Annotated in this window: 13 protein-coding genes; 10 read left to right on the top strand and 3 right to left on the bottom strand. The window is 70.2% G+C overall.

Annotated features, from left to right (window positions below):
* Positions 1-10: 10 nt before the first annotated feature.
* On the bottom strand, positions 11-973 hold the full coding sequence (locus tag miv_RS24300) for an MBL fold metallo-hydrolase (protein WP_244748686.1): 963 nt from the start codon (positions 971-973) through the stop codon (positions 11-13).
* 271 nt (positions 974-1,244) lie between these two features.
* On the opposite strand from miv_RS24300, the gene ggt reads away from it, so the two are divergent.
* Positions 1,245-2,981, top strand: a complete 1,737-nt coding sequence (gene ggt, locus miv_RS24295) for a gamma-glutamyltransferase (protein WP_207179369.1) — start codon at positions 1,245-1,247, stop codon at positions 2,979-2,981.
* Between the two features lie 103 nt (positions 2,982-3,084).
* Here the strand turns inward: ggt and mgtE are convergent, their stop codons facing one another.
* Positions 3,085-4,452, bottom strand: a complete 1,368-nt coding sequence (gene mgtE, locus miv_RS24290) for a magnesium transporter (RefSeq protein WP_048427733.1) — start codon at positions 4,450-4,452, stop codon at positions 3,085-3,087.
* Positions 4,453-4,789: 337 nt separating this feature from the next.
* Between mgtE and miv_RS24285 the strand changes: the two genes are divergently transcribed.
* A complete protein-coding gene (locus miv_RS24285; protein ID WP_048427732.1) occupies positions 4,790-5,254 on the top strand; it encodes a low affinity iron permease family protein in 465 nt (154 codons plus the stop codon).
* Here the strand turns inward: miv_RS24285 and miv_RS24280 are convergent.
* Positions 5,244-5,594, bottom strand: coding sequence for a response regulator (locus miv_RS24280; protein ID WP_048427745.1), 351 nt, complete (start codon positions 5,592-5,594; stop codon positions 5,244-5,246). The genes miv_RS24285 and miv_RS24280 overlap by 11 nt on opposite strands.
* A 468-nt stretch (positions 5,595-6,062) precedes the next feature.
* Here miv_RS24280 and pal point away from each other — a divergent pair, with 468 nt between their 5' ends.
* The 8 genes from pal (at position 6,063) to miv_RS24240 (ending at position 15,878) form a co-directional block, all read left to right on the top strand.
* Positions 6,063-6,608 (top strand): peptidoglycan-associated lipoprotein Pal, encoded by a 546-nt coding sequence (gene pal, locus miv_RS24275; RefSeq protein WP_048427731.1) that lies wholly within the window; start codon positions 6,063-6,065, stop codon positions 6,606-6,608.
* 146 nt (positions 6,609-6,754) lie between these two features.
* Positions 6,755-7,705, top strand: coding sequence for a tol-pal system protein YbgF (gene ybgF, locus miv_RS24270; RefSeq protein ID WP_207183617.1), 951 nt, complete (start codon positions 6,755-6,757; stop codon positions 7,703-7,705).
* Positions 7,702-8,748, top strand: a complete 1,047-nt coding sequence (gene tilS / locus miv_RS24265) for a tRNA lysidine(34) synthetase TilS (RefSeq protein ID WP_207179366.1) — start codon at positions 7,702-7,704, stop codon at positions 8,746-8,748. The genes ybgF and tilS overlap by 4 nt, the downstream gene beginning before the upstream one ends.
* Positions 8,749-8,962: 214 nt before the next feature.
* The gene (gene ftsH / locus miv_RS24260; protein WP_048427730.1) at positions 8,963-10,885 is read left to right on the top strand and encodes an ATP-dependent zinc metalloprotease FtsH; all 1,923 of its coding nucleotides are present in this window, start codon (positions 8,963-8,965) and stop codon (positions 10,883-10,885) included.
* A gap of 219 nt (positions 10,886-11,104) precedes the next feature.
* The gene (gene glmM, locus miv_RS24255; RefSeq protein ID WP_048427729.1) at positions 11,105-12,448 is read left to right on the top strand and encodes a phosphoglucosamine mutase; all 1,344 of its coding nucleotides are present in this window, start codon (positions 11,105-11,107) and stop codon (positions 12,446-12,448) included.
* Positions 12,449-12,717: 269 nt separating this feature from the next.
* Entirely contained in the window at positions 12,718-13,587 is an 870-nt protein-coding gene (locus tag miv_RS24250; protein WP_048427728.1) for an outer membrane protein, read from the top strand.
* 247 nt (positions 13,588-13,834) lie between these two features.
* Positions 13,835-14,677 (top strand): outer membrane protein, encoded by an 843-nt coding sequence (locus miv_RS24245; protein ID WP_207179357.1) that lies wholly within the window; start codon positions 13,835-13,837, stop codon positions 14,675-14,677.
* 244 nt (positions 14,678-14,921) lie between these two features.
* Positions 14,922-15,878, top strand: a complete 957-nt coding sequence (locus tag miv_RS24240; RefSeq protein ID WP_207179356.1) for an omptin family outer membrane protease — start codon at positions 14,922-14,924, stop codon at positions 15,876-15,878.
* Positions 15,879-15,918: the final 40 nt, after the last annotated feature.

Below are 15,918 nucleotides of genomic sequence, written 5' to 3'. Positions count from 1 at the left end.
CCGGACGGACTCAGGCGAGATCCACCCCCCATTGCAGGGGCACGAACTCGTAGGCGCCGTCCGCCTTCGCGATGTGGCCGGCGGCCGGGAAGGGGGCGTGGTAGAAGGCCACCGGCACCCGCTCGTCGGCCATCAGCGCCAGCATCCGGTGGCGGGTGGCCCGCGCCTGATCGGCATCCATGTCGAACAAGGCCGACCAGTCGGGATGGCGCACGAACAAAGCCGGGTGGTTGGTGATGTCGGAGGCGATCAGGAGCCGCTTGCCGCCCGATTCGAGCCGGAACGAGGTGTGGCCCGGCGTGTGGCCGGGGGTGCCCAGCGCCGTGAGGCCCGGCAGCACCTCCTTGTCCCACGAATAGCGATCGACCGTGAGGCCGCTCCCGAAGGTTTTCTGGACGGCGGCGAGATTGGCCTTCAGGGCGTCCGGCGGGTTGGCGATCCGCCCGTCATCCATCCAGAAGCGCCACTCGGCCTCCGGCACCAGCACCTGCGCGTTCGGGAAGGTCGGGCTGCCGTCCTTGCGCTTGAGGCCGAGGATGTGGTCGGGGTGGAAGTGACTGATCACCACCGCGTCGACCGTGCCCGGGTCGATCCCGGCGAGCGCCAGTCCCCGCAGCACGCCGCCGGTGCCGGGCGGGCCCTGATCGGCGAAGCCGGCATCGACCAGCACCCGCTTGCCCCCGAGGGTGAGGAGGAGCGGGGTGAAGGTGATCGGCAGGGTGTCGGTCGGCAGGAAGGCCCGGGCGAGGGCGCCCTGCACCTCGGGGAGAGGTGCGTTGCGCACGAACCCGGCATCGAGCGGGCGCTTCACCCCGCCCTCGTGCAGGGCCAGGACCGACGCCTCGCCGACACCGTACCGGTAGGCCCCCGGCAGGTCGGCAGCCGGGGCCGCGCCGCCGCCGGCGAGGCCGGGCGCGCTGGCGAGGATCGGGCCGGCCAGGATGCCTCCGGCCATGAGGGTGCGACGGTTCATCGACATGGAGGCCTCCCGCTTGCGTCTTCTTCCCGCAGCTAGAGCGCGGGGCGTGGAAGGGGATGGGTCTCATGCGCTTTCCGATTGATCGCTTCGCGATGCGGAAAGCGGCTTCGCTCAGGCGCCGCGCTGGCTGGTGATACGAGATTCGGAGGTCATCTTCCGGATCTCGTATCACAAGGGATAAGTCGCCCCCGGGATCAATCGAGCGCGCGATTCAGCGGCGCGCCGCCCTCGTGTACCGTAGGGGCGAATCAACCAGGGACCCGCCATGCGCCACAGGTTCGCCGCGATCGGCACCACGCTCCTCACCGCGTTCCTCGTCGTGGCGGTCCCGGGGGGGCCGGCCCTCGCCGCCTCGCGGGCGCCGGTCGCCGCCGAGCACGGCATGGTCGTGACGGCGCAGCATCTCGCGACGCAAGTCGGCGTCGACGTCCTGAGGCAGGGAGGCAACGCCATCGATGCGGCGGTCGCGGTCGGCTACGCCCTGGCGGTGGTGTATCCGGCGGCGGGCAATCTCGGCGGCGGCGGCTTCATGACGATCCAGCGCGCCGACGGCAGCCGGACCTTCCTGGATTTCCGCGAGAAGGCCCCGCTCGCCGCGACCCGCGACATGTTCCTCGACACGAACGGCAACGTCATCAAGGGGGCGAGCACCAAGAGCTTCCTGGCGGTCGGCGTGCCCGGCACGGTGTCCGGCCTCGAGGAGGCGTGGGCGAAGTATGGTACGAAGCCCCGCGCCGACCTGATCGCCCCGGCGATCCGGCTCGCGGAAGAGGGCTTCGTCCTCGACCAGGGCGATGTCGACATGCTCGGCACCGCCACCGAGGATCTCGGCAAGGATCCGGCCTCGGCCAAGATCTTCCTCAACCAGGGGCAGCCCTACCGCGTCGGCGACCGGCTGGTGCAGCAGGATCTCGCCGGGACGCTGCGGGCGATCGGCGAGCAAGGCAAGGACGGGTTCTACAAGGGCGCAGTCGCCGCGGCGCTGACCGGGGCGAGCAAGGCGCAGGGCGGGCTCATCGTCCAGGCCGATCTCGACCGCTACGCCACCCGCGAATTGCCGCCGATCGAGTGCGACTATCGCGGCTACCGGGTGATCTCGGCCCCGCCGCCCAGCTCCGGCGGCGTGGTGATCTGCGAGATGCTGAACATCCTCGAAGGCTACGACCTCGCCAAGCTCGGCTGGGGCTCGGCGCAGGCCGTCCACTACGAGATCGAGGCGATGCGCCACGCCTATCTCGACCGCAACAGCTATCTCGGCGATCCCGATTTCGTGAAGAACCCGGTCGCGCGGCTGACCGACAAGGCCTATGCGGAGAAGATCCGCGCGGCCATCGATCCGCAGAAGGCCGGGGTCTCGGCCGAGCTGAAGCCCGGCGTCCCGCCGCACGAGGGCAGCAACACCACCCATTACTCGATCGTCGACGGGCAGGGGAACGCCGTCTCGGTGACCTACACCCTCAACGATTGGTTCGGGGTGCGGATCACCGCGCCGGGGACCGGCGTCCTCCTCAACAACGAGATGGACGATTTCACCGCCAAGGTCGGCGTGCCGAACATCTACGGCCTGCTCCAGGGCGAGGCCAACGCCGTCGCGCCCGGCAAGACTCCTTTGAGCTCGATGAGCCCGACCATCGTCACCAAGGACGGCAAGCCGGTCTTCGTGACCGGCACGCCCGGCGGCAGCCGGATCATCACGGTGGTGCTGCACAGCATCCTCAACGTGATCGATTACGGCATGAACGTGCAGGAGGCCGCCGACGCGCCGCGCCTCCACAACCAGTGGATGCCCGACGTGACCAATGTCGAGCGCTTCGCCCTGTCGCCGGATACCCGTCGGATCCTGGAGGGCATGGGGCATAAATTCGGCGCCGCGCAGCCGGCCAACCACCTGGCGGCGATCCTGATCGGGGCGCCGGTTCTGGGTGGGAAGCCGGTGGGGGCATTCCGCTACTACGGTGCCAACGACCCGCGGCGGAACACCGGGAGCGCACAAGGGTATTGAGGCGAGCGCGCTGCGGGACCCGTCCGCACCGTCTCCCGGAGGCGCGAAAGCGGCCTCCGGGATGACGGCGAGGCGTGGTCGAGAAACCGACGCGAGCGGCTGCCTACAGCAGCGTCCCCTTCAGGATCACCAGCGCCACCGTGAAGTAGATCACCAGCCCCGACACGTCGACGAGGGTCGCGACGAAGGGGGCCGAGGCGGTGGCGGGGTCGAAGCCGACGCGCTGGAGGATGAAGGGCAGCATCGAGCCGGTGAGCGAGCCGAACAGCACGATGCCGACGAGGGCCGTGCCGACCGTGGCGGCGACCAGGAACCAGTGCTCGCCGTAATCGTAGAAGCCGAGCTTCTGCCAGATGACGATCCGCACCACGCCGATCGTCCCGAGGATGGCCCCGAGCGTCAGGCCGGCCGGGATCTCGCGGAGCGCCACCCGCCACCAGTCGCCGAGGCGCACCTGATGCAGGGCGAGGGCCCGGATCAGCAGCGAGGTCGCCTGCGAGCCCGAATTGCCGCCCGAGCTCATGATGAGCGGGATGAACAGGGTCAGCACCAGGGCCTTCTCGAGTTCGCCCTCGAAGCCCTGCATCGCGCTGGCGGTCAGCATCTCGGAGAGGAACAGCACGCAGAGCCAACCGGCCCGCTTGCGGATCATGGTGAGGAAGTTGATCGACATGTAGGGCTCGTCGAGCGCCTCCATGCCGCCGAAGCGCTGCACGTCCTCGGTCTGCTTCTGGATCATCGCGTCGATCACGTCGTCGACGGTGACGATGCCGACCACCTGGTTGGTCGCGTCGACCACGGGAATCGCCAGGAGGTCGTATTTCGAGATCAGGCGGGCCGCCTGGTCGCGGCTGGCATCGGCCGAGATCACCACCGGGCGACGGCTCGGCGCCACCGACAAAATGGAGTCCTCCGGGTTGCCGGTGATGAGGCGGCGCAAGGGGACCGCCTTGGCGAGCGCCCCGGTGCGCGGATCGAGGACGAAGATCGAGTAGATGGTCTCGCGGGTGCGCTCGACCTTGCGGATGTAGTCGAGGGTGAGCCCGACGGTCCAGGTCGTCGGCACGGCGACGAACTCGGTCGTCATGATCGAGCCGACGCTCTCCTCCGGATAGGCGATGAGCTTGTCGACGGCACCGCGCGTCTCGACGTCGAGGCGGGTGCGCAGGTCCGAGCGGCCGGGCTCCTCGATCTCCCGGAAGACGTCGGTGACCCGGTCGGCCGACATTCCCGACAGGAACGAGGCGACGCGGTCGCGCGGCAGCATCTCGATGATGTCGGGCGCGCAGTCGAGCTCGGGCTGGTCCAGCACCTCGACGGCCCGGTCGTGCGGCAGGCTGAGCAGGATGGCGGCCGCCACCTCCGGCGCCTCCCGGTTCAGGGCCTCGACGATGTCGGGAGCGCTCTCCTCGGAAAGGCGCGCGGCGAGGGCGGCGGGCTCGACGGGGGCGTCGATCACGGTGTCGGTCATGGCTCACCTGTTGGGCGCTGGCGTCGGCCGGCCGTCCCCGGCCGGTCGCGGTGAGCCGCCGAAAGGCGAAGCGCGCGGGACCTCAGACCGGAGACGGCAAGAGCGGTCGACTGTGACTGTCGCTCGGCATGGAGTGGGGGTTGTCCGGGGATGCTGCGGCGCGAGAGCGCGCCGCGAGCGGCCTGTCACTGCGCCGGTGCCACGGCCGCGTCAAGAGGGGAACCGCCGACGCCGGATCCGAATTCGTAACCGGAGCCTCGTCGGCCGGATTCTTCGGCCCAGAAGCTTGGAAACCTTGGGGAAACCTTTGGTTCACCGGACCGCAGCGGGAGCCACGATGGTCACGACACGCATCCGCACCTTCTCGGATTTCGCCGCTGCGGTCGCCCGGGCGGCGGGGCGTCCCGCCACCTTCGCGGCGAGCCTGATCCTGATCGTGCTCTGGGCGGTGACCGGCCCGCTGTTCCACTACTCGGACACCTGGCAGCTGATCATCAACACCGGCACGACCATCGTGACGTTCCTGATGGTCTTCCTGATCCAGAACACCCAGAACCGCGACGGGGCCGCGATCCAGGCCAAGCTCGACGAGCTGATCCGGGCGAGCGCGGCCCAGAACGCCTATATCGGCATCGAGCACCTGACCGAGGAAGAACTCGACGGCTTGCGCGCCCGCTGCGAGGCGCGGGCCAGGGACTTCCGCCTCAGCGAGGCGGCGGACGCCGCCGAGGAGGCCGCCAACGCCAAGGCCGAGGCCGCCGCCCGGGCCGCGACCGGATCGCGCAACGCCCTCAGGCGCTGAGCCGGCGGGTCGCCTCCATCTCGCTCCCCATCATCCGGGCGAGCCGCAGGATGTCGGCGATCACGTAGGGCTTGGTCACGAAGATGCTTCCGGGCACCGCCGGGTGGCGCAGATTGGCGGTGGTCGAGGAATAGATCACCGGGCGGTGCGGCTGGATCTGCCGGTAGGCCTCGGCGACGCTCCAGCCGTCGACGAGACCGGGAAGCCGGATGTCGGTCAGGAGCCAGTCGATCCGGCCGCCATGCTCGCGCAGCAGCATGAGCGCCGCCTCGCCGCTCGAGGCGGTCAGCGTCGCGATGCCGTGCTGCTCGCACAGGGTCACCAGCAGTTCGAGCAGCATGTAGCTGTCCTCGACGATGAGCACGCAAGGGCGGCCGTCGCGGGAGGGTGCGTCACCCGGCAGGGTCGTCCGGGGGGAGGGCAGAGGCGCTGGCATCGCCGGATGATCCCAATCATCGATCGGGGATCAATCCCGCGGTTTGGTTAACGGTCCGTCAACCGCGGCCGGGCGCCACCGGACCGGCCTGTGGCCCGTCCGCAACAGGTCGGCCGCCGCGCGCGCCGCCCGCGTTTCGCGCCGCAGCGTGGCCGTATTTGCAGGATGTGCTGTCGTCGGCTCCGGTGATGCTGCGGGGCCGGGAAGGGTCGGCCGGCGTCGAGGTCCCGTCAAGGTTGACGGAACCTTCGCTTAACCGGCCGGGACTACAGACGATCCGGTGTTCCAGTCGTGGCGCCGCCGGGCGAAGGGACCGTCCCGGACGTCGCCGGGTCGCGGCCCCGCACGGGGCCGCCAGAGGAGTTTTGGTCGATGTCGCTGCCGCTCGCGCCCCTGCGCGCGCTCAAGATCGCCGCCGCCTTCGGGCTCGCCCTGTCGATGGCCGCCTGCGCGAGCAACAACGACCTCGCCGACGCCTCCGCGGCCTATGGTGCCGGGGGCGCGGGCGGGGCCGGCGGATATGGGGGCCGCGGCGGCCCCGCGACGCCGGGCAGCGCCCAGGACTTCGTGGTCAATATCGGCGACCGGGTCTTCTTCGATTCCGATTCGACCGACCTGAACCCCACCGCCATCGCCACCCTCGACAAGCAGGCCCAGTGGCTGCAGCGCTACCCGCGCTACACGTTCCTGATCGAGGGCCACGCCGACGAGCGCGGCACCCGCGAGTACAACTTTTCCCTCGGCGCCCGCCGCTCCCAGGCGGTGCGGGACTACCTCGCCTCCCGGGGCATCGGGTCGAACCGCATGCGCACGGTGTCCTACGGCAAGGAGCGGCCGGTCGCGGTCTGCAACGACATCTCGTGCTGGTCGCAGAACCGCCGCGCCGTCACGGTGCTCGACGGCGGCGCCGGGTCCTGACCGAAAGTCGGGGAGGGCGGCCCGCGCCGCCCCTTTTGCCGGGAGGCGCGGCTTCTGCTAACCCGCCCTCCCGAGAGCGGACCTCCCGAATGCGGACCTCCCGCGCGAGGACCTGCCGCCTGACCCGAGCCGTGATGCGCCCCGCCATGCTTCGCCGCCTGTTCCTCGCCCCCGCCCTCGCCGTCTCGGGGCTCGCCCTCGCCGCCGCCTGCCCGGCCGCGGCCCAGGATGCCTCCGAGTTCGTGGTGCGCCTCAACCGGCTCGAGAACCAGTCGCGCCAGATGTCGGGGCAGATCGAGTCGCTCCAGTACGAGAACCGCCAGCTCAAGGAGCAGCTGCGCAAGTTCCAGGAGGACGTCGAGTTCCGGTTCCAGGAATCGAAGGGCGGCCAACGCCCGGCGACCGCGTCTCCGGCGGCCAAGCCCCACAAGCGCAGCGACGCCTTCGATCCGTCCCAGAACCCCGACGCCCCGGGCGCGCCCCAGGCGCTCGGCAACGCCCAGGCCTCCGGCGCCGCGACGCCCACCCAGCCGCCGCGCGGCGCCGCCACCCCGAATGCCACCGCCGGCCTCACCGCGCCCCGCGGCGCGATCGAGGACGCCACCCCGGATTACGCCGCCCCCGTCGACCTGCGCCCGCCGGCCCGCGCCGCGGCCCCGGTCCCGGCGGCGCCGCGCCCCTCCGCGAGCGTGGCGGCCACCGGTTCCGGCGACGCCAAGGCCGATTACGAGGCGGCTTACGCCTACGTGCTGCAGCGCCAGTACGAGCAGGCCGAGATGAGCCTGCGCCAGTTCATCCAGTCGCATCCCCGCGACGCCCTGGTGCCGGACGCGACCTACTGGCTCGGCGAGAGCTACCTGCAGCGCAACCGCACCCGCGAGGCGGCCGAGCAGTTCCTGAAGGTCTCGACGGACTATGCCCGCTCGCGCAAGGCGCCGGACGCGATGCTGAAGCTCGGCGCCTCGCTCAACGCGCTCGGCGCCCGCGAGCAGGCCTGCGCCACCCTGGCCGAACTGGAGCGCAAGTTCCCGCAGGCCTCCTCGAACGTGAGGCAGGGCGTCGACCGCGAGCAGAAGCGGGCGCGCTGCGCCGCGTGAGCGGCCCGGACGGTCCCCTCGGCCCGTCCGAGCGCGACGACCTCCTCCGATCCTGGATCGGCCCGGGCACCCCGTACCGGGGCGCCGTGCTGGCGGTGTCGGGCGGACCCGATTCGACGGCGCTGATGGGCTGCGCCGCTCTGGCGCGTGCCGCCATCCCGCTCCTCGTCGCCACGGTCGATCACGGCCTGCGGCCGGGCTCGCGCGGCGAGGCGGAAGGGGTAGCGGTCCTCGCCGCCGCCTTCGGCCTGCCGCACCGGATCATGTCCTGGACCGGACCGAAGCCGGCGGCACGGCTGCAGGAGGCGGCGCGGGCCGAGCGCTACCGGCTGCTCGCCGGCCTCGCCGGCGAGGTCGGGGCCGACCTTCTCCTCACCGCCCACACCCTCGACGATCAGGCCGAGACGGTGCTGATGCGGCTCTGCGCCGGCTCCGGCCCGGCCGGGCTCGCCGGGATGGCGCCCGTTCGACGCCTCGGAGCCCCGGCCTCCGGCCGCGTCACCCTCGGCCGGCCGTTCCTCGGAATGCCGAAGGCCCGGCTCGTCGCGACCTGCGAGGCCCAGGGCTGGCCGTTCGTGCGCGATCCCTCCAACGCCGACCCCCGCTTCGGCCGCGCCCGGCTACGGCGCCTGCTGCCCCTCCTCGCCGAGGAGGGGCTGAGCGCCGAGCGTCTCGCGCGTCTCGCCGGGCGCCTGCGCCGCGACGAGGCCGCCCTGGCGCAGGCCGCCGAGGCGGCGTTCCGGGACCTGCGACGGCCCGATCCGGCGGGGGAGGGGCGTCTCGTCCTCGACGGGGCCGGCCTCGCGGCCCTGCCTGAGGCGGTGGCGCTGCGGATTGTCGGGCTCGGGCTGGAGATCGTCGGCGGGGACGGGCCGGCCCTGCGGCTCGAACGGCTGGAGCGGATCCTCCTCGGCGAGGTCCTGCCGGCCCTGCGGGCAAGCGTGCGGTGCCGCCGCACGGTGGCGGGCCTCCTCCTCACCGCCCAGGGCGGCCGGCTGGTGCTGGAGCCGGAGCCGCCGCGGCGGCGCCCGCCCGCGGGGTGACGCCCGGGCGCACGCCGCCGCAGGCGCCGGGCGATTGCTTGGCCGGGCGCACGCCGCCGCAGGCACCGGGCGATTGCTTGGCCGGGCGCACGCCGCCGCAGGCGCCGGGCGATTACTTGGCAACGCCCGGGTGGGTGCCTACATTGCGTCCCGAGTGCCGGTGCCCACCCAGCACGCCCGCGCGGCGCCGCGCTCCTCAGGGATTGACTCTTCGATGAACCCCAATTTCCGCAATTTCGCCCTGTGGGTCGTCATCTTCCTGCTGGTGCTGGCCCTCGTGACCCTGTTCCAGAATCCGGGTCACCGCTCGGGCGGCGGGGAGATCGCCTACAGCCAGCTCCTGAACGACGCCGAGGCGGGCCGCATCCAGAACGTGGTCATCTCCGGCCAGGAGGTGAGCGGCACCTACACGAGCGGCGGCACCTTCACGACCTACGCGCCGAACGACCCCTCGCTGGTGTCGAAGCTGCAGGGCAAGGGCGTGACCATCACGGCCCGTCCGCCGTCCGACAACACCCCGTGGTTCATCGCGCTGCTCGTCAACTGGCTGCCGATCCTGGTGTTCATCGGGGCCTGGATCTTCCTGTCGCGCCAGATGCAGTCCGGCGCCGGCCGGGCCATGGGCTTCGGCAAGTCCAAGGCGAAGCTCCTGACCGAAGCCCATGGCCGCGTCACCTTCGAGGACGTGGCGGGCGTCGACGAGGCCAAGGAAGACCTGCAGGAGATCGTCGAGTTTCTGCGCGACCCGCAGAAGTTCCAGCGCCTCGGCGGCCGCATCCCGCGCGGCGTGCTGCTGGTCGGCCCCCCCGGCACCGGCAAGACCCTGATCGCCCGGGCGGTCGCCGGTGAGGCCAACGTGCCGTTCTTCACCATCTCGGGCTCGGACTTCGTCGAGATGTTCGTCGGCGTCGGCGCCAGCCGCGTCCGCGACATGTTCGACCAGGCCAAGAAGAACGCCCCCTGCATCATCTTCATCGACGAGATCGACGCCGTCGGCCGTCACCGCGGCGCGGGCCTGGGCGGCGGCAACGACGAGCGCGAGCAGACCCTCAACCAGCTCCTCGTCGAGATGGACGGCTTCGAGGCCAACGAGGGCATCATCATCATCGCGGCGACCAACCGCCCCGACGTGCTCGATCCGGCGCTGCTGCGCCCGGGCCGCTTCGACCGCCAGATCATCGTGCCGAACCCGGACGTGATCGGCCGCGAGCGCATCCTGCGCGTCCACGTCCGCAAGGTGCCGCTGTCGCCCGACGTCGACCTGAAGGTGATCGCCCGCGGCACCCCCGGCTTCTCGGGCGCCGACCTGATGAACCTCGTCAACGAGGCGGCCCTGCTGGCGGCCCGCCGCGGCAAGCGCATCGTCACGATGCACGAGTTCGAGGATGCCAAGGACAAGGTGATGATGGGCGCCGAGCGGCGCACCCTCGTCATGACCGAGGACGAGAAGCGGCTGACCGCCTATCACGAGGGCGGCCATGCCATCGTGGCCTTCAACGTCCCGGCGACCGATCCCGTCCACAAGGCGACGATCATCCCCCGCGGCCGGGCGCTCGGCATGGTCATGCAGCTGCCCGAGCGCGACAAGCTGTCGATGTCCTTCGAGCAGATGACCTCGCGCCTCGCCATCATGATGGGCGGCCGCGTCGCCGAGGAGATGATCTTCGGCCACGACAAGGTCACCTCCGGCGCCCAGTCGGACATCGAGCAGGCGACCCGTCTCGCCCGCATGATGGTGACCCGCTGGGGCTTCTCGCCGGAGCTCGGCACCGTCGCCTACGGCGAGAACAACGACGAGGTCTTCCTCGGCATGCAGGTCAACCGGCAGCAGAACGTGTCGGAGGCCACCGCCCAGAAGATCGACGCCGAGGTCCGCCGCCTGATCGAGGCCGGCCTGCAGGATGCCCGCCGCATCCTCAGCGAGCGCCACGCCGACCTCGAGGCCCTGGCCCGCGGCCTGCTCGAGTACGAGACCCTGTCGGGCGACGAGATCCGCGATCTCATCAACGGTAAGCCGCCCGTGCGCGACGCCGGCGACTACCCGACCAACCCGAGCCGCGGCTCGCCGGTCCCCTCCGCCGGCCGCGGCCGGCCGCGGGAGAACGACGGCGGCTACGAGCCCCAGCCCCAGGCCTGATCCCGATCGAGCCGGGGGCGGGCCCGAAAATCCACACCGGTCCATTTTCGCGATGAGGGGCGGCGGGAGAGATCCCGTCGCCCCTTGTCGTTGTGGTCGGGCCCCAAAATAACCCAACCAACGTGTGACCGCGTCCGGCGAAGGGCGGTACCGGCTCGAGCCCCGAGGGGCGCGGGGACCGGCGCCCGCCGGCCCGGACGGGACAGGGAGACGACGAGCGTGCGCAAGTATTTCGGGACCGACGGCATCCGAGGCCGGGCCAACGGCGTGATCACGCCGGAACTCGCGCTCAAGGTGGGCCAGGCCGCCGGGCTCGTCTTCCTGCGCGGCGACCACCGCCACCGGGTGGTGATCGGCAAGGACACCCGGCTGTCGGGCTACATGATCGAAACGGCGCTCGTCGCCGGCTTCACCTCGGTCGGCATGGACGTGATGCTGCTCGGCCCGATGCCGACGCCCGCCGTGGCGATGCTGACCCGCTCGATGCGCGCCGATATCGGGGTGATGATCTCGGCCTCGCACAACCCGTTCGAGGATAACGGCATCAAGATCTTCGGGCCCGACGGGTTCAAGCTCTCCGACGACGTCGAGCGCGAGATCGAGCGCCTGATCGACTCGAACCTGCAGACGAAGCTCGCCGGCTCGAACGATCTCGGCCGGGCCAAGCGGATCGAGAGCGTGCATGCCCGCTACATCGAGTTCGCCAAGCGCACCCTGCCGCGGGCGCTCACCCTCGACGGCCTGCGGGTGGTGGTCGATTGCGCCAACGGCGCCGCCTACCGGGTGGCGCCCGAGACCCTGTGGGAGCTCGGCGCCGAGGTGATCGCCATCGGCACCGAGCCGGACGGCTTCAACATCAACCGCGACGTCGGCTCGACCGCCCCGGAAGCGCTGGTCGGCAAGGTGCGGGAGCTGCGCGCCGATATCGGCATCGCGCTCGACGGCGACGCCGACCGGGTCCTGATCGTCGACGAGAAGGGCCAGCGGGTCGACGGCGACCAGCTGATGGCGGTGGTCGCCCGCTCCTGGCAGGAGGACCAGCGGCTGACGAAGAACGGCATCGTCGCCACCATCATGTCGAATCTCGGCCTCGAGCGCTATCTCGGGGGCTTGGGCCTGGGCATGGTCCGCACCGCCGTCGGCGACCGCTACGTGCTCGAGCACATGCGCGAGCACGGCTACAATCTCGGCGGCGAGCAGTCCGGCCACATCATCATGTCGGACTACGCCACCACCGGCGACGGGCTGGTGGCGGCGCTCCAGCTGCTCTCGGTGGTGCAGCGCCAGCAGCGCCCGGTGAGCGAGGTCTGCCACTGCTTCGAGCCGCTGCCGCAGGTGCTCAAGAACGTGCGCTACGGCGCCGGCCGCGAGCCCCTGCGCCAGGATTCCGTCGTCACCGCCATCGAGGGTGCCCGCCAGCGCCTCGGCGAGGGCGGGCGCCTCGTCATCCGCCCCTCCGGCACCGAGCCGGTGATCCGCGTGATGGCCGAGGGCGACGACCGCGACCTCGTGGTCCAGGTGGTCGACGACGTGATCGAGGCCCTGCGCAAGGTCGCGGCCTGACCGGCCGCGCGACGCGTCTCGCCCCCGGTTGATCCATCCGGGCCGACCGCTCCGGTCCAAGGGCGATGCGCGGGACCCCCGCCTCCGCTCGGGGGAGGGGGATCCCGCGCCGGCCCTGCATCCCGCCTGCCGCAATCTCGCGCGAAAGCAACGATTTCTCAGGCATAAGGCTTAACGTTAAGGGCGGGTTTACCGAACGCGGCAAGAGTCGTGAGGTCTTCCGGAACGGCCGCCCGACATCCAGCGGCCCTTCGCAACAGGGAACCGTCATGGGCCGCTGCAAGCCACTCGCGCTGGCGCGCATCTTCACGCTCGCAGCGAGCGTGGCCGCGCCGGGGCTCGTCCACGCCGCCGACCTCCTGCCTCCGCCGCCCCCGCCGCTGCTTCCGCCCCCTCCGGTGGAGATCGGCGGCAGCTGGTACCTGCGCGGCGATGTCGGCGTCGGCATCCTGGATCTGCGCAAGACGGTCGTCGAGGACGTCTCGACCCCGCGGGTCCCCTACAAGTACAGCGCGATCGAGGACCACGTCGGCGACCAGACCTTCGTCGGCGTCGGCGTCGGCTACCAGTTCAATCCCTGGCTGCGCTTCGACGTCACGGGCGAATACCGCACGCAGGCGGAATGGCGCTTCCTCGCCGAGGATCTCTCCTACAACACCCGCGGCGGCTACAACCTGACCACGGGCAAGTTCTCGTCCGTCGTCGGCCTGGCGAACGGCTACGTCGAGCTCGGCAACTGGTACGGCGTGACCCCCTTCGTCGGCGCCGGCGTGGGCTTCGCCCACCATATGTTCGGCAGCGTGACGGATCAGGGCCAGGGCACCTACGCGGGCGGCCTCGGCTACGGCAAGTCCAAGGACAAGACGAACTTCGCCTGGGCGGCCCATGCCGGTCTCAGCTACGCGGTCACGTCGAACCTCAAGCTCGAACTCGCCTACCGCTACCTGAACATGGGCGAGGCCGAGACCGGCGTCGTCGGCTGCCTGCCGAGCTGTGCCCTGAAGACGGTGTACCGCGCCAAGGAGCTCGAGTCGCACGACATCAAGCTCGGCATGCGCTGGATGTTCGGCGCGCCGGTCGTGACCGCCGCCTACGAGCCGCCCCCGCTGCCGATGGCGCCGCTGGTGCGCAAGTACTGAGCATCGCGCGCCGCCCGTCCTCCGCTGCGGCGGGGCGGGCGGCCGGCAAGGGCGACACCGCCCCTTTCTCGTTTCCGCATCATGTCAATCGCCGAACGGGCGAGAACTCGGGCGAATGATGCGGAAGGTTAAGTGTCCGCTAACCTCGTGGCCTTAACCCTAACCATCGGACCCGCGGGGTCCCATCCGAGACGATCACGACGTTACGCCCCGGCTGAGGAGCCGACGGGGCAGAAGAGGGCGCCCCATGGCACGGTTCGGTCACTGCATTCCGGTCGCGGCCCTCGGGCTCGGGCTGCTCGGCGCGCCGGCCCTCGCCGCCGACCTGCTGCCCGCGCTTCCGCCGCCGCCGCCCCCGCCGGTCGCCCCGGTGGAGGTCGGGTCCGGCTGGTACCTGCGCGGCGACTACACGGCGAGCGACTTTCGCCATCCGAAGGACGACACCCTGCCGGGCACCGACGGCGCCAGGCTCGTCGGCTTCCGCATGAGCGACACCGACGGCTACGGCGGCGGCATCGGCTACCGCTTCAACAGCTTCCTGCGCGCCGACGTCACGATCGACGGGCGCACCCGCAGCCGCTTCCGCGACTATTCCTCGCGCACGCTGTTCGTCGAGGGCTTCAACACCGAGGCCGGCAAGATCGACGTCCTGACCGGCCTGTTCAACGTCTACGTCGATCTCGGCACCTGGTGGGGTCTCACGCCGTATGTCGGCGCCGGCGTCGGCATGGCGAGCAACCGCTTCCACGACGCCTGGACCGGCACGACCTGCTACACCACCGCCTGCGGCAGCGGCGTCGACGGCGCCTACACGCTCGGCGCGCAAGGGTTCGACGCCCGCGCCGGCCATACCTCGCTCGGCCTCGCCTGGGCGGCGATGGCGGGCGTCTCCTACGAGATCGGCGCCGGCGTGAGCGTCGATGCCAGCTACCGCTACCTCAACGCCGGCAAGGCACGCTCGGGCTTCGACGCCTATACCCAGAACACCCGCATCAAGGACATCACCGCCAACGAGTTCCGGGTCGGCCTGCGCTGGGCCTTCGGCAACGGGCTGGCCCTCCCGGGTCTCGGCGGCGGCGAGTGGTACTGACCGCCCAATAGCCTATCCAGGTGCAGCAGATCAGATTAGTCCCCGGTTCAGGCAGACCGCGAATTCAACGCTGCCATCGACCTGACGGATCATAGTTACGAGCCCGGCGCCACACGCGCCGGGTTTTTTGCTTGATCTACGACATCTGGAAACTTCGCGACATGATGTAAACGAAATATTAGTGTTAATATTTTATTGTAATAGCTAGATCGGTCCGGAGGAGAGGCCGAGCTGTGGGGCCGCCATGCGCACCGTTCTCTTGGGTCTATGTGCCAGCCTGCTGGTCATCTCGGGCGTCAAAGCCGCCGACTTATTCTCAGAGGACACTGCCGAAATCTTGCGCAGCAACACTTTCTCCGGTGAGGTATTCACCGGCTACCTGCGCAGCGAGGTTCGGGAATACGTCAACGACGTGGGCTCGCGCGCCCGGATCAGCCAGCTCAACTGGAATACCGATGCCGCCGTGGTCGGCGGGCGGGTCGCTCTCCAGCCCCTGGACTGGCTGGCGATCCGGGGCCGCGGCTGGGTCGGCATAGCCTCCAGCGCGGACATGCGTGACTACGATTGGCTCTATGGCTATTATGGCAAGGATAGCTGGTCGCATTACTCTCACAGCCCGAACACACGGACGCCGAAGGCGTGGCAGGTTGATGTGAGCGTCGCAGCGACTTTCTACGAAGATGAAGACACCAAGGCCTATGCTATCGCCGGATACAGAGCGCTCACACTCAAGTCGAACGCCCGCGGGGGTGGCTTCATTTATTCGCAAGACGGGTTCCGGGACACGAGCGGCAGCCTACCCAACGACAGGCTTGGGATCGGATACCAGCAATGGTGGCAGACGCCATATTTTGGCGTTGGTGGCTCCTTCGCGTTCGATGACTGGAGCGTGTCTGGCGAAGTAATTGGAAGCCCATTCGCCATTGGGAGCGACAAGGATCACCATGCCCTGCGCTACTTGGTATTCCGGGAAGATTTCGGAACGACCGGCATGGTCGGCGCCAACGCATCGCTCGAGTACCGCATTGCCCCATTCCTTTCGGCCGTCGGCCGGGTGGAGTACCAGCGCTACTTCGAAGGTTATGGGCCGACGCGCGTGACGTCGGGCTTCACCGGCCAGACGGCAACGATTCCGGCTCCGTCCGGCAGCGGCAGCGCCGAAACCATGCTGCTGTCGCTTGGTATCAAGGCGCGGCTGTAGCGCCCGCGGATCATCTTTCGGATGATTGGCTGGCGCCGCG

The organism is Methylobacterium indicum (assembly GCF_017347565.1).
Taxonomy (GTDB): Bacteria; Pseudomonadota; Alphaproteobacteria; order Rhizobiales; family Beijerinckiaceae; genus Methylobacterium; species Methylobacterium indicum.
The sequence above is the reverse complement of the archived record's forward strand: the minus strand, read 5'-3'. Positions and strand labels throughout refer to the sequence as shown.